Here is a 19,904-nt window from a genome sequence, read left to right as displayed (position 1 = left end):
CGCCGCTATCGGACGCCGTCGGATCGAGAGCCGACCGTCGGCCGATCCGGCGAGCGATCACTCGTTCGGGCTGTAGTTCGGCGCCTCGTCGGTGATCATCACGTCGTGCGGGTGGCCCTCGGTCTGCCCGGCGCTGGAGACGCGGACGAACTCGGCGCGCTCGTGGAGTTCGGGGACGGTCGCGGCGCCGACGTACCCCATCCCGGAGCAGATGCCGCCGGTGAGCTGGTGGAGCTCCGAGGCGAGGCTCCCCTTGTACGGGGTCGCGGCCTCGACGCCCTCGGGGACGAACTCCTCGTCCTCCTCTTCCTCCTTCAGGTAGCGGTCGCCGCCGCCGGACTTCATCGCGCCGACGGAGCCCATCCCGCGGTACTGCTTGTACTTCTTCCCCTGCATCGTGATGACACGGCCGGGCGCCTCGTCGGTGCCGGCGAAGTACGAGCCCAGCATCACCGCGTTCGCGCCCGCGGCGAGCGCCTTGATCGCGTCGCCGGAGTACCGGATCCCGCCGTCGGCGATCACCGGGACGCCGTGCTCGGACGCGACGTCCGCGACCTCCGAGACCGCGGTCATCTGGGGCATCCCGGCGCCGCTCACGACGCGCGTGGTGCAGATCGAGCCCGGCCCGATGCCCACCTTCAGCCCGTCGGCGAAGTCGACGGCGGCCTCGGCGGCCTCGCGCGTGCCGACGTTGCCGACGACGACGTCGGCGTCGACGGTCCCTTTGATCGCCCGGGCGGAGTCGAGCACGTTGAGGTTGTGAGCGTGCGCGCAGTCGATGAAGATCACGTCGACGTCGGCCTCGTCGGCCGCGATCGCGCGCTCCTCCTCGAAGGGCCCGACGGCGACCCCCGCCAGCAGGCGCCCCCGCTCGTCGCGGGCGGCCTCCTCGTGCTCGCGGCGCTGGAGGATTCCCTGCATGGTGACGAGCCCGACGAGCCGGTCGTCGCCGTCGACGATCGGGACGCGCTCGATCTTGTGGTCGTACATCAGTTCGAGCGCCTCCCGCGCGTCCACGTCCTCCGACGCGGTGATGACCTCGTCGGTCATCGCCTCGCTGACGGCGTCGTCCTCGCCGACCTCGAGGTAGGGACGGATGTCGGTCCCGGAGATGATCCCGAGGACGGCGTCGTCCTCGTCGACGACCGGGGCGCCGGAGACGCCCTCGCGCTCCATCAGGGAGTCGGCCTCCCGAACCGTGTCGTCGGGCGCGACGGTCACGACGTTCTCGCGGCGGATGACGAGCTCGTGGGCGCGCTTGACGCGCTCGACCTCGGCGGCCGTCTCCTCGACGGTCATGTTGCGGTGGAGGACGCCGAGCCCGCCCTCGCGGGCCATCGCGATCGCGAGGTCGCTCTCGGTGACGGTGTCCATCGCCGCCGAGAGGACCGGCACGGTGAGTTCGACGTTCTTCGAGACGCGCGCGGAGAGGTCGGCGTCATCGGGCTCCACCCGGCTCTCCTTGGGGCGGAGGAGCACGTCGTCGAACGTCAGCGCTTCCGGCACGTCGAGCTTCGCAGAGAATCGACCGGAGTTGGTCTCCATATAAACCGTCGTGAGTGCCGGATAAAAAACGTTGCGAGTCAGCACGGACGTGCACGTCGTTCTCATTCCAGATCATAATATATACAATATCGTGGATCAGGGCCGTTTCCGTCGGGCCGAGATCGCTTCTAGGGATACGTCCGACTCGCGCGCGAACCCGAAACCCACGGATCGGCACCCGGACGACGAACGCAGCGACGATCCGTCGACGAAACGCGGTATCGATCGTCGGTTCGTACCTTGGTTTATAAGTTCTCGGCGGTGATCGTCCGTGTCGTGCGGACGGGTCTCACACAACCTTTAACGCGACCGAAACGCGTATATGGGGTATGGACTCCGACAGTCCCGTGAACGCGCGCACCGCCGGCCAGCCGATCCGCACCCTCGGCGCCCCCTTTACAGCCGGCAATCCGCGCAAACTCTTCACACGGGCTCGTCGGGCCGCCTTCGGCTTCGACTCCGCACGCCGGGCCCTCGGCTATCGCGGGTCGTCCGCTTCCCACCGTGTACCCGTCGGTCAGGGACATCGACCCTGAATGAGCGTCTCACGCCACCCGATAGCGCTCCGCTTAGAGCGGCAGGTGGGCAGCGCGACGAAGCTGCTCGCGACCGTCATGGTGCTGCCGCTGATCGACGGCATCTTCCCCGCCTTAGTCGTCGCCGGCGTCTTGAGCACCGCGACCGGCGTCGTCGAGACCGGGATCCTCATCTTCGGCGGCTCGGCCACCGCGGCCGTGATCCTCGCGGAGATGGACGGCGACCGCCGGCAGATGGTGACCTCCGTGCTGCTGATCGGCGCGGTGATCGTCCCGCTGGCGGCGCTCGAAGCCGCCTTCGCGCCCACGTTCAGGGGGTTCCTCAACCTCCCCGTCTTCGAGCGGTTCGCCGGCTTGGTGATCCTCACGATCGCCGCCAAGACCGCGAGCTCGGAGATCGGCGAGTTCCTGCCGAGTCCCGGCGTCATCATCTCGCTCGGGCTCGTCGCGAGCTTCGAGCCCAGCGGCTTCGCGATCGAGACCTCGCCGGAGTACGTGGTCAACGGCGCCGCCGCGGCGGGCGTCGGCGTCGCGTTCGCGCTGGCGGTCGCGCTGCTGTCGCCGCACCTCCGCGGCCGCGTCGACATCGACCGCTTCCGGTTCGGCTCGGCGGTCGCGCTCGGCGTGCTCGCGCTCCCGATCCTGCTCGGCCCGTTCGACCTGATGCAGACCGAGGCGCCCATCGCGCTGGCCGTCCTCGCCGTCACCACGCTGTTCGCCTACGACCCGAACGCCGACCCCGTCGCGGGCGCCGCCGACGACTCGCCGGACGACGGTCCCGCCGGCGGCGACGCCGAGGGAACCGATGCGGCGGGGAGCGCCGACGACGCGGGCGACGCGTCGGACGGCGACGCGTCCGCCGGCGAGGGACGCGCTCCGACCGACCCGCCGCTCGACACGCCGCCGAACGCTCCCGGTCCCATCGTCGACGACGACGTGGCAGCGTTGGCCAACGGCGGCGACCGCGACGCGAGCGACGACGAGACGGACCCGTTCACCGACGACGACTCCCGCGCGCCCTGGCTGTAGGCGCCGCGTCCGGATCGGAGGGGCTCCGCTCGCCGTGTCGCCGGGGTTTAGGTGCTCCGCCGTCTACGCGGCGTATGTCCAACCGCGTCGTGCAGGGCCGAATGGTGACGCCGGAGACGCTCGCGGAGCTCGTCGAGGGCGAACCGGTGCTCGAGGCCGAGTCGATAGCGGACGCCGACCGCGACTGCCCGGAGTGCGGCGGCGACGTCATCACCGTCGGCTACATGCCGAGCGTCACCGAGTTCGTTACCGGGTTCAAATGCCAGGAGTGCGACTGGAGCGACGACGACCGCTGAGCCGATCGCCGGCACCGACGGCCGGACGTCGCTCGGTGACGGCGCCGCTCGCGTCTCCCCTCCGTCCCTCGATCGCTCGCGATCGAAACCCCTTTATCCGCGTTTCGGCAACCACCAAATGCGATACCGCGTGGGGCTGTGGCCAAGCCAGGCATGGCGACTGACTCCAGAGGTTCGCGCCCGGGACGACGCTCCAGACTGATATACCGAGCGGGCGACTGATCATCGCTCGCGTTGACGACCCTCTGGAGTTCCGAGGCGCACCGGAGATATCAGTCGATCGGGGGTTCAAATCCCTCCGGCCCCATACCCTTACTTTCGTACCCTCATCTGGACCGAGTGGAGTCTCTCCCGCTCGATGTATTGAATATAAAAGAGATACTCATGGATCTGATTTGGCGGCTGTATTAAATTTGGATGTGACCAGAATTACAAAAAACAAAGCGACATCGGTGACTTCATGATTATGCCGATCTTAATTTTCTCGGAGAGAATGTCGCTCTTCGTCGAGTACACCGCCGTCCCGATCTTCGCCGCTTCTGAGGGCCTGAAATCTGTGTTCGGCCTACTATCCGGACCTGTTGTCTTCATCGCGTCGATCATCCTGTTCGGCGTGTATCTCGTGTTCCGCGCTGAGGCAAACGCCAACAGGAGTTCGATTGCCGATGTCTCTCCCGACCGCGACGACGACATCGAAGTCGTCGAGACGGAGGGCCACGACCTCAGCCACGAGTCCACCGCTGTGAAGGCCGCCAACGGGGACGTGGTGACGTTCAACGCCGAGGAGTTGTCACCACGACGAGTCCGCGTCGGCGACGGCTACCGGTGGCTCGCGGACCGCGATGGCGAGCCTGTAGAGATCGAGGCGGACACACTCGGGTTCGACCCGGCGGACCGCGCACGCCGAGCGTACGTCGACGGAGAGATCGACGAGGACGAACTCGAGCGTCGGCTCGGGCACGATATGGAACTGGAGGTCGACGACGGCGACGAGTGAGCGGGAGACGGAGGGGATCCGCGACCGCACTACCGCCTCCCGCGTCATCGATAACGGCCGCGAGCCACGTTCACGAAGTAGAGACAGTCTCGATGGTGCACACGAAGGAAAGGGGTTGATGCGGTCGCTCGGCTCTCATCGCGAGTTCCGCATCCGCGTCTCAGATCTCGATGACGGTCGCGAGCGAACAGCGAGACCGGAGAGCGGCCGGCTGTTCGCCGTGATCCTCGCCCCGTCGGGGGAACGTTTAACCACGGGCTCTGTCGAAGTGGGTGGTATGGTCCGAATTCCCGTCAGCGGAGGCCGTTGACCGTGGCGGGAACCGTCTTCTGGGCGCTCGTTGTGCTGGCGACGCTCACCAGCCTCGCCACGGCGTGGGCGCTCGGTGCCAACAGCAACTCGCCGCCGTTCGCCCCGGCGATCGGCGCCAACGCCATCTCGACGATGCGAGCGGCCTTCCTCATCGGCATCCTCGCCGCGCTCGGCGCGCTCACGCAGGGCGGAGCGATCTCCGAGACGGTGGGCGCGGGACTCATCGACGGCGTCCAGATAACGTCGCTGGCGGCGACGGCGGGGCTCCTTACCGCGACCGGGTTCATGGCGTTCGGCGTCTACACCGGCTACCCTGTCCCGGCGGCGTTCGCGACGACGGGGGCGATGGTCGGCGTCGGGCTCTCGCTCGGCGGCGATCCCGCCGTCGACACCTACCGCCGCATCGGGCTCTTCTGGGCGCTCGTCCCTCCCGTTTCGGGCGGGCTCGCCTACCTCACCGCCACCATCCTCCGACGCGACGACATCCCGGAAACGATCGGCGTCCCGTTGCTCGCGGCGGTCGTCGGCGGCATCGTCGCCAACGTTCAGTTGGGCGTCATCCCCTCGCCGCCCGACGCGAGCCAGAGCTCCGTCGCGGGATTCATCGCGCGGCGAGTCGAGACGCCGACGGTCGTCGACGTCGACCCGGTGGTGGTGCTCGTCACGTTTGCCGCCGCCGCGGCGTGGTTCCTGCTCATTCGGCGGCGGACCCAGGCGTCGGTCGAGGGCGGCATTCGGACGTTCCTCATCGTCCTCGGGAGCGTCGTCGCCTTCTCCAGCGGCGGCAGCCAGGTCGGGCTGGCGACCGGCCCGCTCGAGAACCTCTACGGGGTCGAGCTCGGGCTCCCCGGCGTCTTCCTGCTCGCGCTCGGCGCGACCGGCATCCTCGCGGGCGCCTGGATGGGGGCGCCCAAGCTGCTCCAAGCGACCTCCCGCGAGTACGCGCAGCTGGGGGTCAGGCGCTCGATCGCCGCGCTGGTTCCCGGGTTCATCATCGCGCAGTTGGCCATCGCGCTGGGGATCCCGATCTCGTTCAACAACATCATCATCTCCGGAGTCATCGGCGGGGGACTCGCCGGGGGCTCGGCGGGCGTCTCCCGTCGGAAGATCGGCGTGACTCTCGCGTTTTGGCTCATCACGCTCGTCGCCTCCATCGCGATCGGATTCGGGCTCTACAAGGCCTTCGCCGCGGTGCTCGGTGGGTGACGGCCCGGATCAGCGAACGACGGTCACGGTGACAGGGGCCTCGGCGACGACGCTGGTGGCAACGGTTCCGAGCACCCGGCGGGCGATGCTTCCCTGCTCGTCGGCGTGCCCGCCCATCACGACGTGGTCGACGTCGTGAGCGTCGACGTACTCGAGAATGACCTCGGCCGGATCGCCGCTCTCTACCGCGGTCTCGATCTCTCGATCGACCGCTGCGGCCCGCGCTCTCGCCCGCTCGACGATGCGGTCGGCCCGCTCGCGCGCGGCCTCACGACGCTCCTCGCCGGGGTCGAGGACGCCGCCCTCGCTCATCGCCGCGTCGATCGGGGTCACCACGTTCAGAACGGTCACTCGACAGTCGAAGAGGTCGAGCGCGCGCGTGAGCGCCTCGTCGGCCAGCGGCGACCCGTCGAGCGGGACGAGGACGTGAGACGGCGCCATACGACGTGTCGGATCCGCCTGCACATAGTAACGGTGGTCGTCCCACACGCGTCCCCGGCCGACCGCCGGCGCCCCGGTGACGGGAGCGACCCGCGGCCGTCACCCTCCGTCGGGGTCGTAGACGTTGGGGTCCTGTTCGCCCTGCACCTCGAGCACGCCGAGCAGTCCCTTGCGGGCCACGCGGGTCAGCGAGTGGTCGACGATTTTGATCGGACCGGGGACGGGGGTCCTGATCTCCGCGGCGGTGACGGTGCCCGGCGCGACCGGCGTCGTCTCGACGTAGCGCGCGGGGTCCGAGACGAGGTCGCCGTCGCGGTAGAGCTTGTCCCAGACGTTGCCGATGGCGTGCCACGAGCTGCTGAGGTTCGGGCCGCCGTTGGACAGGAAGAGCCGGACGCGCTCGTCCTGCTCGACCGGGACCCGGCCGTAGCCGTCCTTCGTGAACGCGTACGCCTCGCCGTTGAACGCCATGTAGGTCGGCTCCTCCTCCTTGGCGGCGCCCACGCTCCACTCGTGGTGGCCCTCTTGGCCGGTCTCGCCGTTCGTGTACAGCTCGTGCTGGCCGAAGTAGAGCTCGCGGTCGACCTCGGGGAGCCCGTCCTTCGGCTCGACGAGGATGGCGCCGAACATGCCGGCGCTGATGTGGTGGTCCATGTTCGGGACCGCACAGTGGTAGATGTGGACGCCGGGGTAGGTGGCCGTGTACTGGATGCTGGCCTCCTCGCCGGGCGCGATAGTGGTATGGTTCGCGCCGCCGCCGGGCCCGTACACCGCGTGGAAGTCCATGTTGTGCGGCAGCCCGCTGTCCTCGGGGTTCCGCAGGGTGAAGTTCACCGTGTCGCCGCGGCGGACGCGGACCATCGGGCCGGGCACCTGCCCGTCGAAGGTCATGTAGTCGAAGGTGACGCCGGGCTCGATCTCGGCGGTCACCTCCTCCGTCTCCATCGTCACGTCGTGCGTGCGCGGCTCGTCCCAGTCGACGGGGTCGGGCACGTCCGTCGGGTCCGCCGCGATGCGGTCCACGTCGACCTCCGCGACCGGATCGAGCGAGGTCGTCTCGGCCGACGACCCCTCGGACCCCGTCTCCTCGCCGTCGGTCTCTCCCGTGGTGGCCGCGGTCGCGTCGCTTTCGCCGCCGCCGATGCAGCCCGCGAGCACGGCCGCGGCGCCGATACCCGCCGTCTTCAGGAACGCACGCCGTTCGGTGTGGGAATGTCGCGACATTGTCTCTCTCTCTCCGGTTGGTGTTTGTCGAAGAAACACCGTATAAGTGCACAAATATTCCCATTTCTCGGGTGAGTCTCTGAACATCTTCGCTGAGTATACTTAAACGGCGGTCGGCTCCGACGACGATGAAAACCGGTCCCTACCGAGTCGCCGCGTCGTCGTCGACCCGCGGGGGGAGGTCCTCGACGAGCCGCCTGACGGCGACCTCCTCGGCGCGGTGGAGCGCCTCGCTACAGGTGGACTTCGCGAGCCCGACGCGGTCGGCCAGCTCGGTGAGCGAGCAGGTCCGCGGCGAGTCGTAGTACCCCTCCTCGAACGCGCGGAGGAGCAGGTCCTGTTGGGTCTCGGTCAGCAGCCGGCTCGCCGGGAGCCGCTCCCGGACGTGCTCGACGCGGAACTCCAGGCCGAGCTCGTCGAACTGCCGGCCCAGCTCCGAGATCCGATCGGTGGCCCCGCTGACGTCGATGACGGCGTCGCCGTCGCTGATCTCGACCGGCATCTCGATGGGGACGCCCGAGCGCTTCGCCGCGAGGAGGAGCAGCGGCGCCGACGTCTCGAACTGCACCGTCGCCTCGCGGTCGCCCCGGTCCATCACCGTCGCGTCGGTGACGGATGGGTGCGACTCCATCGCGTCGAGGACGGCCTCGACGTCCGGGGCGGTTATCCACACGAGCGCGAACCCCGGCCCGTCGCCCGGGAGCGCGGCGATCACCCGAAACGTCGCTTCCGGGAACTCGCGGGAGACGTCGGCCGCCCACGGACCGTCCGGAAGCTCAACGACGAGGCGTGCCTGTGCCATTGGTCTGATTCGTGAGTCACGCGGGGGTGTCGGCGAGGCGGTCCGACCGCCGCGACGGGAGTGCGATGCTCCGTCGGTCGAGTTCGCCTTCGGATGTCGTCGGACGAGTCCACCTACGACCCCGACGAAGAGAGGATACCGGTCGTTCCTGCGGCGTGGTACCGTCCACCGAATTGTTCGGTCCCGCCGTTATACCCGCGCCAGATCGGACCGGTTTCGCCGCCGTCGACCCCGACCTCGGTGCGGAGGTCGGGCGGCAGGTATCCGACGACCGGGTGGGGGTCGCGACCCGAACACGTTCGCGGATACTGACTCCCGCGTCGGCGAGCGAGTTCCGGTGATGGGACGCTGTCGGCTCTGTGACCTCCCGACCCCTGATCCGCCCGTCGGCGCGGCCGGCGTCGACGGCGAGTTCTGCTGCCGCGGCTGCCTCGAGGTGGCCCGTCGGCTCGACGACGTGGACGACGCCGAGGCGGGGGCGGACGGGGTCGAGGAAGCGCCGACCGGGGACGACCGAGCGAGGGCCGATCCGGCGCCCTCGCCGGACGCGGCCGAGGCGTATCTGGCGGTCGACGGGATGCACTGCACGACCTGCGAGGCGTTCCTCGGGCTGCGCGCGGACGACTGTCCGGGCGTCCACGCGGTGGAGGCGAACTACGGCACGGAGACCGCTCGGGTCGCCTACGATCCGACGGCGATCGAACGGGGGGAGCTTCCGGCGGCGCTCTCCGGCTACGGGTACGCGCTGCGGTTCCGAGAGGGGAATCCGACGGGAAACGGGGGCGAGGCGCCCGCCGGCGACGGCCCCGCGGGGGGTCGCTCGGACGACCGCGCGGTCGAACGGCTCGCGGTCGGCGCGTTTCTCTCGATGCTGATCATGCCGTGGTACGTCCTGTCGCTGTACCCGAGCTACCTCGGGGTCGAGGCGAACGTCCTCGCGATCGACGCGACCACGGCCGTCGGCCGGTATCTCCCGCTCGCGTTCATCGCGGTCCTCACGACCGTCCTGCTGGCGTACACGGGCGCGCCGCTCCTGCGGGGGGCGTACGTGAGCGTCCGGGCGCGGCGGCCGAACATGGACCTCCTCGTCGCGGTCGCCGCGCTGTCCGCGTACGCGTACAGCACCCTCGCGCTCGCGACCGGCGGCACGCACCTCTACTACGACGTGACGGTCGCCGTCGTGATGGTCGTCTCGCTCGGCCGGTACTACGAGCGGCGCGTCCGGTCGCGGGCGAACGACCTCCTCGAGACCGTCACGGCCGCCCGCGTCGAGTCGGCGACTCGGCTCGATCCGACCGGCCCCGAGTCCGTCCCGATCGCGGACCTCGAACCGGGCGACCGGGTCCGGGTCGCGCCCGGGGAGCCCGTCCCGATCGACGGCACCGTGATCGAGGGGACCGCCGACGTCGACGAGTCCGTGGTCACCGGCGAGTCGCTCCCGGTGCGAAAGGAGCCCGGCGACCCCGTGATCGGCGGCGCGACCCTGCTCGGCGACGTCGGCGACGGGCGCGGACCGGACGGCGCGGTCGTGATGCGGGTCGGCGAGGACGCGGAGAGCACCGCGGACCGCCTCGCCGCCGCGCTCTGGGAGGTTCAGACCGCCGCGCCGGGCGTCCAGCGGTTCGTCGACGCGCTCGCGACCATATTCGTGCCGGTCGTGCTGACGCTCGGGCTGCTCGTCGCCGGCTGGGGGCTCGCGACCGGCGAGACGGTCGCGGCCGCGATGCTCGCCGGCCTGACCGTCCTCGTCGTCTCCTGTCCGTGCGCCATGGGACTCGCGACCCCGCTCGCGGTCTCCGGCGGGCTCCGCGACGCGCTCGCCCGCGGCGTGGTCGTCACCGACTCCTCGGTGTTCGAAGTCGCGCGGGAGACCGAGACGGTCGTCTTCGACAAGACCGGGACGCTCACCGCGGGGGAGATGCGCGTCGGCGCGACGTACGGCGACGACCGGACGCTCCGGCGCGCCGCCGCGCTCGAACGCCGCGCCGAACACCCCGTCGCGAACGCGATCCGCGAGGCGGCGGGCGGCGATCGGCCGGCGAACGAGGACCGGCCGGCGAACGAGGACCGGCCGGCGAACGAGGACCGGCCGGCGAACGAGGACCGGCCGGTAACCGACGGCGGTTTCGAGGGGACGACCGTCGAGTCGTTCACCCGCCACCCCGGAGCGGGGATCTCGGGCGAACTCGTCGCCGACGGCGGCGCGTCCGTCGCCGGAACGAGCGCGTCAGAGGGTCGAACGACCGTCACGCGCGTCGTCGTCGGCACCCTCGCCCTGGTCGAACGCGAGTGCGGTCCGGCCCCCGGCGACCTGCGAGACCGCGTCGACGGCGTCGCGGATCGGGGCGCGCTGCCGGTCGTCGTGGGATGGGACGGCGCGGCCCGCGGGGTGATCGCCGTCGAGGACCGCGACCGAGAGGGGTGGGACGAGGCGCTCGCGGCGTTCGCCGACCGGGAGGTGGTGGTCCTGACCGGCGACGACGGCCCGCGCGCCGACCGGTTCCGGAACCACCACGCGGTGGACGAGGTCTTCGCCGGCGTCCCGCCGGACGGCAAGCTCGAGGCGGTCCGGGGGTTCGCGGCCGCCGGCACGACCGCGATGGTCGGCGACGGGACGAACGACGCGCCGGCGCTCGCGGCGGCCGACCTCGGGATCGCGATGGGCGACGGGACGGCCCGCGCCGTCGAGGCCGCGGACGCCGTGATCACCGGCGAGGACCTGCGCGCGGTCGAGACCGTGTTCGACCTCGCGGCCGGGACGCGGCGGCGCATCCGAGAGAACGTGGCGTGGGCGCTGTGTTACAACGCCGTGGCCGTTCCGCTCGCGGTCGCGGGCGCGCTCAATCCCTTCTTCGCCGCGCTGGCGATGGCCGCCAGCAGCGCGGTGGTCGTGACGAACTCGACGCGCTCGGTGCTGCGAGAGTGATTCGCGGCCGCCAGTCCGGAGCGACGGGCCGATCCGACGGGCTCGTCAGACTGTGCGGACGAACCGTCGGAGCGTCTCGCCGTCCGCGTCCCGTAACTCGATCTCGAACTGTTTTCCGGACGGTCCGTCGGAGAGCGACTCGCGCGGCGCCGACACCGCGTACGGCGGCTCGTCGCTCCGATCGATCTCGTCGCCGCCGGAGAGGAGCACGACGTGGTCGACGCCCTCGGACGTCTCGAGTTCGCAGGTGACCGGGTCGCCGTCGGTGTCGCAGACGAGTTCCGCGGTCACGTCGCCGCCGTCCGCGCCGAACCCTGACGAGAAGTCGAGCAGCATGGCGCCCGGCGCGAGCGTCCCCGCGACCGCGACGAGCAGGAGGAACGTCGCGAAGTTGATCTTCGACCCGTGGCGGACGATCCGCCGCACGGTCGGGTTCTCGGCGGTGCGCCGCAGGCGGATCACGGTCGGAACGACGAGCACGTGCGTGAGCGGCCCCCAGGCGATCAGGACGAAGCCGTAGGCGATCGCGTACCGCAGCGCGGTCGCGTCTATCCAGTAGGCGGACAGGACGTTCCCGCCCATCCACAGGAAGAGCCCGAGGAAGACGAGCGCGCCGCTCTTCAGCCAGCGCCAGACGGGCGTGTTCGCGTAGTAGACGCTCAGGAAGTCGCGCCAGGCCTGGCGAACGGTACCGCCGAGTCGCGTCCGAGGAGTAGTTCGTGAAGCGTCGGTCATTCGTGGAGTGTCGCGCGGTCGGTCGGTCGTCGATTCGAGAGGTGGGTCCGGCGGTGAGCCGGTCGGTGGTTCGGGCGGTCGGCGGCTACGCGCCGATCGCCCACAGCTGGGTCAGCAGGTACCAGTTCAGGACGTAGACGGCGGCGAAGACGCCGAGGAAGATCAGGCAGAGCGCGAACGTCCCCCGGAGCTCGACCGCGTGGACCGGCTCGCCGCCGTCGGCGTGGAGCCCGCCCTCGGGGAGCATTCCCCCGTCGTCGCCGTCGGGGAGCCGGTCGCCGAACAGCAGCGAGCCGACCGAGACGCCGACGAACAGGACGCCGGAGAGGATCGCCAACAGCGCGAAGACCCCGAAGATCATGAATATCGGGACCGCGGCCGCGAAGCTGAACTCCGAGCCGGGGATGTTCCTGACGGCCTCGGCGGTCCGGCGCGGCACGCCGTAGAGGATCCCCGCGTACATGAGCATCAGCGTGGCGACGCTCATCGCGGCCCCGTAGGCGTACGGGATCGCGCTAGCGAGCGCGTCCGAGACGAAGTCTCGACGGAACATCGTCTTGATGACGAAGAGGACGAGCCCGAAGAACGCGAGCGTCGTCCCGAGCGCGACGGTGGCGTGGAAGTGCCCCACCGTCGCGAGGGTGTTGTGCCAGGTCATGTTCACCTGGATCTGTCCCATCACGACGCCGGTGATCCCGCCGAGGAAGCCGAAGAGGATGATGCTGAAGATCGTCGCGGCGAAGACGGGGTTCCGCCACGGCGCGGAGGTGAGCCAGCCGAACAGCCCGCCCCCCTGCCCTCGCCGACGGCGCCCGGCCTCGATCCCGGCCGGGATCGCGAACGCGTGGATCATGCTCGCGAACGCCGCGCCGTAGAAGGCGTAGGAGGTGTTCCAGATGCGCCAGCCGGCGGACATGCCGGGGTCGACGAGCAGGTGGTGGGCCGCCCCGAGGTTGATGAAGAAGAGGTAGAGGATAAAGGCGGTCCGGGATATCTTCTCGGAGACCACGACCGCGCCCCCCACGACGTGCGTGAGGAAGTACCACACTGTGATCATCGCGAGCAGGTTGATCTGTTGGCTCCCGTGGCCGATGATCCAGTAGAGCTGTCGGTAGATTCCCGGGTCCACCGAGGCGATGAGGTCGATCCGCCACGCGAGCGCGTACGCGAACGCGGCGATGCCCCCGAGGATCGCCTCCACGGCGATGATCCCGGTGACGAACGCGCCGAAGGCGACGAGCGGGAGCGTCCGGTCGCTGTCGCGCGTCTCCGACCAGATCGTCGCGAAGAACGGGAGCGCCGCGATCGTCGCCCCGAGCAGGAAGACGATCGCCGTGCCGTAGAACCACGGCGTGACGGGCAGCGGGACGTACGCCGTCAGCAGCGGCGCCTCGTTTGGCGCCTCGGCCAGCCAGATGGACGCGTTCACACCGATCGCGCCGACCACCATCGTGACCCACCCGAGGGCGGCGAGCCGGCGGAGCGGGAGCTCCCGGCCGAGCACCATGGGGCCGCCGACGTAGAGGACGGCGATCTCCATGAACACCATCCAGAAGATGAGCAGGTTCCACGCGTGCATGCTCAGGTGGGTGTAGTAGCTGCTCGCGTCGAGCAGGCCGACGAACTCCCACCGGGTCATCGCGACCGAGAAGGCGAAGCTCCCGCCGACGGCGAGCGCGATCACCGCGGTCAGCCCGAACAGCTTCACGTAGTTCTCCACGGACCGGTGGACGTCGAGCCCGGTCACCGAACACGCGCGGAACCCGTCCGCGCCGTAGTCGTTCCGGAACAGGGAGGCGATCGCCGACATGCTACCCCTCCACCACCGTGAAGCGGCCGTGCATCGTCCGGTGCCCCTGTCCGCAGAACTCGTTGCAGACGACGTGGTAGGTGCCCGGCTCGTCGAACCTCATCGGGATCACCCATTCGGAGCCCGGGAACACCTGGAGGTTGATCTGCTTGTTCAGGTTCTCCTCCGGCCTGACCGAGAAGCCGTGCTGGACGTCGTAGGCACCGAGATGAATGTCGTACTCGCGGTCCGCCTCGAGGACGACCGGGAGCCCGTCCCAGTTGAACCGCATCGCGCCGACGTACACGTCGTCTCCCGGCGGGATCAGCCCGTCGTCGGTCTCCTCGGCGGTCTCCTTGTACTCGCCGACGCGCGCCTGGTACTCCTCGGGGTCGACGTCGTACGTCGTCCCGATGGGGTTCTGGTCCCCGAACTGCGTGAACCCGGCCATCCACGTGAAGATGCCGAGCGACCACGCGCCAGCGAGTCCGAGCCAGATGCTCTCGCGGCGGTTCACCGGGGAGTTCCACCAGTCGTCGTCGGGGTCTTCGAGTGGGTTGCTCACGGGGATCTCACCTCACGGGTAGCGACAGGATGTCGAGCAAGCCCCATCCGACGTAGGCCACGAGAAAGAACAGTATCGCCGCCGCGGCCAACAGCCAGATCCGGTTGTAGAGGCGTTGCATCGCTGGAACTTCTCCGTCGTCGCGTGTTGTCCGGTTGCTCATCGATCGCTCACACGTTAGATACACGGATACCCGTGGTGAGCGTTACCGCGCACATGTTCGCCCGGGCGGGCTCACACCGCGAGCGTCTCCACGAGGATGGCCGCGAGAAGGGCCCCGAGGTAGGCGTTCGAGGCGTGAAAGCTCCGGTAGGCGGCGGCCCGTACGTCGTCGGCCCCCCGCCGGCCGACGTCGTACTGCCGGACGACGCTCCGCGCGAACAGCGCTCCGAGCGCCGTGGTGGTGACCGCGTAGAGGACGCCGAGGTCGGTGACGGCCCCCAGCAGGACCGCGGCGATCAGGGTGACGCCGAGCCACGCGAGTATCCGCCGCCGCGCGGTCGCGACCCCCGCGACGACCGGCAGCATCGGGTAGTCGGCCCGCGCGTAGTCCTCGCGGTGGGCGATCGCGAGGTTGTAGAAGTGCGCGGGGGTCCAACAGCAGACGACGACCGCGAGCAGCACCGCCGGGAGACCCACGGTCCCCGTGACCGCGGCGTACCCGATCAGGGCCGGCAGGGCGCCGGATCCCCCGCCGATCACCGTGTTCCACCGCGTGGTCGGCTTCAACAGGACCGTGTAGACGTACGCGTAGTAGACGACCGCCGCCGCCGTGAGCGCGGCCGCGAGCGCGTTGACGAACGCGAGGAGGACCGCCATCGAGGCGACGACGAGCGCGACGGCGAAGCCGATCGCCCGGCCGACGCCGACCCGATCGGTCGCGATCGGCCGGTCCGCGGTCCGCCGCATCTTGCGGTCGCGGTCGCGCTCGTACACGTGGTTGAACGCGCCCGCGGCGCCGATCGCGAGGACCCCGCCCGCGAGGGTCGCGACGACGGTCACGCCGTCGAGCGCGGCGCCAGCGGCGGCGGCCAGCCCCATCCCCGCCAGCGCGAGCAGGCACAACAGCCACATCAACCGGGGCTTGGTCAGCTCGAGGTACGCCCGAAGCCGACCCCTAACTGTGAGCGCGTCGCTTTCGGTCGTTGCAGTCGGGACGTCGCCGTCGGCCGTTTCGGAGCGCGCGTCGCCGTCGGCCGCGCTCGGCGCTCCGCGGTCACCGGTGCCGGCCGAGTCGCTCGTCGTCATCTCCGCCCCCGGACCGCTCGTCGTCGCCTCCACCCGTGTCACGAGCGTCGCGAGGAGGACCGCGAAGACGCCGATCCCGCCCAACAGGTGCACTCCGCCGTCGAACGGGACGGCGCCGGTGCGGCCCGCGAGCCCGACGCCGGCCTGTGCCAGATACGCGATCAGGACCGCGATCGTTCCGACGCGGACGCCGCGAGAAGCCGGTGTCAGGCGGGCGAAAAGCGCCGTGGCGGCGAGCAGGACGCCGACGGCCACCGCCGCGACGTGGTGGACCGCGGCGATCGCGGAGCCGACCTCCGTGGCGGCCGTCGCCCCGAGCGCGACAAGCAGATACGTCCCCGCGACCGACCAAGTCAACAGCGTCGTGAGCCGCGGCGAATCCATACGTCCAGTCCGCCTCCGGCCCACGCGTTTCTTCCCCCGAACATATTCGGAGGCGTCCTCCCCGAAACGGGAAGCCGAACTTACGAAAGCGGACGCCACTACCGCGGAGACGGGACCGACGCGGAATCCCTGGAGAGAGATGTAACGCCCCGGCCGCCGACCGAGCTCGGCTTCGCCTCTGTCCCGTTAATTACAATTTTCGGATACAGTCTTGTTTCGTTATATTTCGTTGCTTCAATCGAGTCCGCTCTACCGTTCACGACCGAGTTCACAGCGCTGACCTCCAGCCGGGAACGATCGGATCCCGGGCCACGCCGCGGGTGACGACACCGCGGCTCGACTTACCGACGCACAGTACGGCCGGTACGCCGCCGTCGCTCCGAACCCGACCGATTCACTACACACACGGTTCGTATCGGCAGGAAATACGCCATTAAAACAAACCTATTCGCGGTGCTCCGCGACGATCACGACGCGGATGGCGCGGCCTCTCTCGTCGACGGCGAGCAATCTCTCGTCGACGGCGCGATTTCACGTCACCGATCTCGCGGTACGTGCGACCGCCGTTTCAGCGACGTCTGACACGGTGATAGGAGCGTCGTTAAATATATGATATATGGTAATAACTCGAAAGTATAATATTTCAAATCGTTTCGGAAACGCCGGGGGAGAGGCCGCTAACGAGTGGTCCGGATCGGTCGCGCTCGCACGGGATCACGGTCTCCGAACGCGCCGCCCCACCGCGGACGTGTTTGAGAGTTTCTCGTCGACCGTCGCGATCCCGCCTCCGTGAGGTGCACCGCGTTTCGTCCGGATCGGGCCTGCGAACTCGGGACGTGCGGACTCCGGAACCGAGAGTCGGCCGCCGCGACGGCCCGTCCCACCGAACGGGGGCGACTCCCGCGCACTGGCGGACGAGTAAAACGTTATATGTGTTACACGGTGACAATACTAACGGCAGAAGGGGTGATTGGGTATACTCCGTATCGAGTTCCAGACGTCGCTCTCGGGGGTCTTGGGCGAGATGAGCGACCGCGTCCCAGACGTGCGGTCGATCAAGTTCGAGAACGCCTTCTACGCGGACGACGGCGACTGGATCGAGTCGCTGCTCGTTACGTCCGAGTCGCCGTTCGACCCTGAAGAGGTGTTGTCTGACCTCTCTCGCGTCGATCTGTTTCACCACGAGCGGGCGGTGGACGGCTCGACCGAGTCGACGTATCGGCTGACCGTCGTCGCTCACGAACCGTATCCGTTCCTCCTCGGCGTCATACTGCGTGAGAACGCGATTCCGAACCGGCTGGAGGTCCGGAACGGCCGCTTCCGCGGAGTCGTCACCGTCAACGAGTGGGAGTCGTTCCGGACGCTCGCGGACCGGATCCAGGACCGGTTCGGTCGGTTCGAACTCCTGAGCGTGAACCAGGTCGGGACGACCGGTGAACCGCTCGGCAGCGGACAGCTCGGCCGAGTGCTGCGTAACGAGCTCTCGCCGGAACAGGTGACCGTGCTGCGGACCGCCCACCGGATGGGGTACTTCGACGTTCCCCGACGGGTGTCGGCCGACGACATCGCCTCCGAACTCGACATCGCCCAGTCGACGCTCAGCGAACGACTGCGACTCGCGGAGAAGCGGCTGTTCGACCTCGTCTTTTCGGTTCCCGGCGAACCGTCGTCCAACGAGCCCGCCGACGAATGACCGAGACGGTCTCGCTCGTCTTGACCGATCTCTCTGCGGGTGCGATGGCAAGCCGTACGACCGCCCCCGATCACCGTCGGACGGCGAGACAGCCGCGATTGGGTTCGTGTTCGATAACCCTCATAAAGAATGATGACTATTGGAGCGTATCGGGAGTAGGTACAACCAATCCACGGAGAGACGTACGGCCGGGATGTCACGGGATACCACATTCGAGATCGAGACAGGGACGAAATCGCGGCGGCGGTTCATCCAGATCGCGGGCGCGACGGGGATGGCTGGGGTGGCCGGCTGCGGCGGCCTCGGCGGAAACGGCGACGGTGGGGACGGTGGTGACGGCACCGACGGAGGCGGCGGCGACGGCACCGACGGCGACGGCGGCGACGGCACCGACGGCGGCGACGCCCAATCCATCCAGACGCGGTTCTGGGAGGAGTGGCCGGTCGAGTCGAAGGGGGTCGACGTCAACGACGAGGCGATCCAGTTCGAGTACAGCGCCGTCGAGGGAGAGACGGTCCCGGCGGTGGACACCCACTTCGCGCAGGCCGAGACGCCGTGGATGCGGGAGTTCGCGCTCCTCGTCCAGCAGTCGATGAACGACATCGGGGTCGGCGTCAACCTGATCAACGTCCAGCCGAGCACCCGGTACGGCGAGTTCTGGCGGGCCGACATCGGCCACCCGGTGCCGATAACGATGAACCTCCACGGGCCGGACCCGCAGCGCGGGCTCGACCCGAACCCGTTCCTGATGCGGGCGCACCCGGAGACGGGCGGGAACTACTACAACTACAAGAACGACGAGGTCACGGAACTGCTCGACGAGCAGGCGTCGACGATCGGCGACACGGAGGCGCGCGCCGAGATCTGCCACGAGGTCCAGCGCGCGCTCAGCGAGGACGCCTACCTCATCGCGGCGAACTTCCCGGAGGTCATCACGGTGGCCGACACCGCCGACTGGGAGGGGTACGTCCCCACCCCCGGCAACGGGACGACGCGCGACTCGTTCATCTGGACGCAGGTCAACCTCCAGCCGCAGGGCGACTCGACGACCTGGGTGAAGGGCGTCACCTCCGGCATGCAGGGGACGAACCTCCCGTTCTCCAGCGGCGGTCAGGAGGAGAAGCGCCTCCTGAACGTCTACGACGGGCTCTTCGACGCCTCGCCGCAGCTCGAGATCGTCCCCGCGCTGGCGACGAACGCCGACGTCGTCGACGACACGACCGTCGAGATGGACCTCAGGGAGGGCGTCGAGTGGCACGACGGCGAGTCGTTCGGCCCGAGCGACGTCAAGTTCAGCGTCGAGTTCTACCAGGAGCACAACGCGCCTCAGCAGGCCGCGTTCATCCGGACCATAGACTCCGTGGAGGTGCTCTCGGAGACCGGCGGCGGCCGCGTCCGGTTCAACCTCGTGGAGCCCGACGCCGCGTTCCTCACGCAGCGGGTCGTCCGCAGCGCCATCATCCCGGAGCACCGCTGGTCGGACGTCGACAGCCCCAGCGAGTACAACCCCGAGAACCCGGTCGGGACGGGTCCGTTCTCGTTCGTCAACTGGGAGCAGGGCGCGGAGCTCCGCCTGGAGAAACACGAGAACAACTGGATGTGGGACGACGACGTCCGCGAGGAGCTGCTCGGGGAGTACTTCGTCCCCGGCGACGGGATCGACGAGATGGTCCACGCCAACGTCGGGAACGTCTCCACGCTCATCGGCGCGATGCAGTCCGGCGACATCGACGCCATCGGAACGACCGTCTCGAACCAGCAGGCCGACCGCGCGGCGAGCGCGAGCGGCGTCGAGAAACAGACGGCGCGGAACTACGTCCCCACGGACGTCCACCTCAGCCACCTCGTCCCGCTCTTCCGGGACAAGACGTTCCGCGTGGCGCTGAGCCACGCCTTCGACAAGGAGGGGTTCGTCGAGAACACGCTCGGCGGTCGCGGCGAGGCGATCGACGGGCAGAACCTGCTCACGCCGCTTCTGACTCCCTACCACGGGGAGACCGAGCCGTACGAGTACGACGTGGAAGCCGCTCGAACGATGCTTCGGCAGGCCGGCTACACGTTCGACGGCGACGGAAACCTCGTCTGGCCCGAGGGCGACGCCTGGGACGCCTTCGCCGAGCGCGTCGAGAACGGCCACGCCTCCCGCGCCGATCTCGACCAGCCCGACTTCTCATAG

General features: G+C 69.1%; 16 protein-coding genes and 1 tRNA gene. 9 read left to right on the top strand and 8 right to left on the bottom strand.

What is annotated here, in order from left to right; all coding sequences use genetic code 11:
• Positions 1-57 precede the first annotated feature (57 nt).
• On the bottom strand, positions 58-1,545 hold the full coding sequence (gene guaB / locus B4V04_RS03330; RefSeq protein ID WP_498229152.1) for an IMP dehydrogenase: 1,488 nt from the start codon (positions 1,543-1,545) through the stop codon (positions 58-60).
• A gap of 329 nt (positions 1,546-1,874) precedes the next feature.
• Here guaB and B4V04_RS03325 point away from each other — a divergent pair, with 329 nt between their 5' ends.
• From B4V04_RS03325 to B4V04_RS03300, 6 genes are all read left to right on the top strand, one after another.
• Positions 1,875-2,081: a DUF8099 family protein gene (locus tag B4V04_RS03325; protein WP_498229150.1), complete on the top strand. Its 207-nt coding sequence runs from the start codon at positions 1,875-1,877 to the stop codon at positions 2,079-2,081.
• Positions 2,082-3,110, top strand: coding sequence for a DUF5794 domain-containing protein (locus B4V04_RS03320; RefSeq protein ID WP_498229148.1), 1,029 nt, complete (start codon positions 2,082-2,084; stop codon positions 3,108-3,110).
• A 74-nt stretch (positions 3,111-3,184) separates the two neighbouring features.
• Complete coding sequence (locus B4V04_RS03315; RefSeq protein ID WP_498229147.1) at positions 3,185-3,406, top strand: DUF5795 family protein; 222 nt, start codon at positions 3,185-3,187, stop codon at positions 3,404-3,406.
• A gap of 132 nt (positions 3,407-3,538) precedes the next feature.
• Positions 3,539-3,713 (top strand) — tRNA-Trp (locus tag B4V04_RS03310).
• Between the two features lie 153 nt (positions 3,714-3,866).
• Entirely contained in the window at positions 3,867-4,403 is a 537-nt protein-coding gene (locus B4V04_RS03305) for a hypothetical protein (protein ID WP_498229145.1), read from the top strand.
• A 312-nt stretch (positions 4,404-4,715) separates the two neighbouring features.
• Positions 4,716-5,921: an inorganic phosphate transporter gene (locus B4V04_RS03300; protein ID WP_498229143.1), complete on the top strand. Its 1,206-nt coding sequence runs from the start codon at positions 4,716-4,718 to the stop codon at positions 5,919-5,921.
• A 9-nt stretch (positions 5,922-5,930) separates the two neighbouring features.
• Here the strand turns inward: B4V04_RS03300 and B4V04_RS03295 are convergent, their stop codons facing one another.
• The 3 genes from B4V04_RS03295 to B4V04_RS03285 all read right to left on the bottom strand — a co-directional run bounded on the left by B4V04_RS03295 (position 5,931) and on the right by B4V04_RS03285 (position 8,388).
• A complete protein-coding gene (locus B4V04_RS03295) occupies positions 5,931-6,362 on the bottom strand; it encodes a universal stress protein (protein WP_498229141.1) in 432 nt (143 codons plus the stop codon).
• 99 nt (positions 6,363-6,461) lie between these two features.
• Positions 6,462-7,586: a copper-containing nitrite reductase gene (gene nirK / locus B4V04_RS03290; protein ID WP_498229139.1), complete on the bottom strand. Its 1,125-nt coding sequence runs from the start codon at positions 7,584-7,586 to the stop codon at positions 6,462-6,464.
• 142 nt (positions 7,587-7,728) lie between these two features.
• Positions 7,729-8,388: a helix-turn-helix domain-containing protein gene (locus B4V04_RS03285; RefSeq protein ID WP_498229137.1), complete on the bottom strand. Its 660-nt coding sequence runs from the start codon at positions 8,386-8,388 to the stop codon at positions 7,729-7,731.
• A 340-nt stretch (positions 8,389-8,728) separates the two neighbouring features.
• On the opposite strand from B4V04_RS03285, the gene B4V04_RS03280 reads away from it, so the two are divergent.
• On the top strand, positions 8,729-11,314 hold the full coding sequence (locus tag B4V04_RS03280; protein ID WP_498229135.1) for a heavy metal translocating P-type ATPase: 2,586 nt from the start codon (positions 8,729-8,731) through the stop codon (positions 11,312-11,314).
• A gap of 45 nt (positions 11,315-11,359) precedes the next feature.
• Here the strand turns inward: B4V04_RS03280 and B4V04_RS03275 are convergent, their stop codons facing one another.
• The 4 genes from B4V04_RS03275 to B4V04_RS03260 all read right to left on the bottom strand — a co-directional run bounded on the left by B4V04_RS03275 (position 11,360) and on the right by B4V04_RS03260 (position 16,035).
• On the bottom strand, positions 11,360-12,049 hold the full coding sequence (locus B4V04_RS03275; RefSeq protein WP_498229133.1) for a hypothetical protein: 690 nt from the start codon (positions 12,047-12,049) through the stop codon (positions 11,360-11,362).
• 85 nt (positions 12,050-12,134) lie between these two features.
• Positions 12,135-13,859, bottom strand: coding sequence for a cytochrome c oxidase subunit I (locus B4V04_RS03270; RefSeq protein WP_144799001.1), 1,725 nt, complete (start codon positions 13,857-13,859; stop codon positions 12,135-12,137).
• 1 nt (position 13,860) lies between these two features.
• On the bottom strand, positions 13,861-14,403 hold the full coding sequence (locus tag B4V04_RS03265; RefSeq protein WP_498229131.1) for a cupredoxin domain-containing protein: 543 nt from the start codon (positions 14,401-14,403) through the stop codon (positions 13,861-13,863).
• 234 nt (positions 14,404-14,637) lie between these two features.
• A complete protein-coding gene (locus B4V04_RS03260) occupies positions 14,638-16,035 on the bottom strand; it encodes a heme o synthase (RefSeq protein ID WP_498229129.1) in 1,398 nt (465 codons plus the stop codon).
• Between the two features lie 1,024 nt (positions 16,036-17,059).
• Between B4V04_RS03260 and B4V04_RS03255 the strand changes: the two genes are divergently transcribed.
• Both B4V04_RS03255 and B4V04_RS03250 read left to right on the top strand, forming a co-directional pair.
• Positions 17,060-17,728, top strand: coding sequence for a helix-turn-helix domain-containing protein (locus tag B4V04_RS03255; RefSeq protein ID WP_498229128.1), 669 nt, complete (start codon positions 17,060-17,062; stop codon positions 17,726-17,728).
• 193 nt (positions 17,729-17,921) lie between these two features.
• A complete protein-coding gene (locus tag B4V04_RS03250) occupies positions 17,922-19,904 on the top strand; it encodes an ABC transporter substrate-binding protein (RefSeq protein WP_498229126.1) in 1,983 nt (660 codons plus the stop codon).

It is taken from the genome of Halorubrum sp. B52 (assembly GCF_059752555.1).
This window is presented reverse-complemented; position numbering and strand designations above follow the sequence as displayed.

Bases quoted from the DNA above. Each gene is read 5' to 3' on its own strand.
- nirK (WP_498229139.1), bottom strand. From the start codon at position 7,586: ATGTCGCGACATTCCCACACCGAACGGCGTGCGTTCCTGAAGACGGCG.
- B4V04_RS03320 (WP_498229148.1), top strand. From the start codon at position 2,082: ATGAGCGTCTCACGCCACCCGATAGCGCTCCGCTTAGAGCGGCAGGTG.
- B4V04_RS03325 (WP_498229150.1), top strand. From the start codon at position 1,875: ATGGACTCCGACAGTCCCGTGAACGCGCGCACCGCCGGCCAGCCGATC.
- guaB (WP_498229152.1), bottom strand. From the start codon at position 1,545: ATGGAGACCAACTCCGGTCGATTCTCTGCGAAGCTCGACGTGCCGGAA.
- B4V04_RS03285 (WP_498229137.1), bottom strand. From the start codon at position 8,388: ATGGCACAGGCACGCCTCGTCGTTGAGCTTCCGGACGGTCCGTGGGCG.
- B4V04_RS03280 (WP_498229135.1), top strand. From the start codon at position 8,729: ATGGGACGCTGTCGGCTCTGTGACCTCCCGACCCCTGATCCGCCCGTC.
- B4V04_RS03275 (WP_498229133.1), bottom strand. From the start codon at position 12,049: ATGACCGACGCTTCACGAACTACTCCTCGGACGCGACTCGGCGGTACC.
- B4V04_RS03305 (WP_498229145.1), top strand. From the start codon at position 3,867: ATGATTATGCCGATCTTAATTTTCTCGGAGAGAATGTCGCTCTTCGTC.
- B4V04_RS03250 (WP_498229126.1), top strand. From the start codon at position 17,922: ATGTCACGGGATACCACATTCGAGATCGAGACAGGGACGAAATCGCGG.
- B4V04_RS03315 (WP_498229147.1), top strand. From the start codon at position 3,185: ATGTCCAACCGCGTCGTGCAGGGCCGAATGGTGACGCCGGAGACGCTC.
- B4V04_RS03270 (WP_144799001.1), bottom strand. From the start codon at position 13,859: ATGTCGGCGATCGCCTCCCTGTTCCGGAACGACTACGGCGCGGACGGG.
- B4V04_RS03255 (WP_498229128.1), top strand. From the start codon at position 17,060: ATGAGCGACCGCGTCCCAGACGTGCGGTCGATCAAGTTCGAGAACGCC.
- B4V04_RS03295 (WP_498229141.1), bottom strand. From the start codon at position 6,362: ATGGCGCCGTCTCACGTCCTCGTCCCGCTCGACGGGTCGCCGCTGGCC.
- B4V04_RS03260 (WP_498229129.1), bottom strand. From the start codon at position 16,035: ATGGATTCGCCGCGGCTCACGACGCTGTTGACTTGGTCGGTCGCGGGG.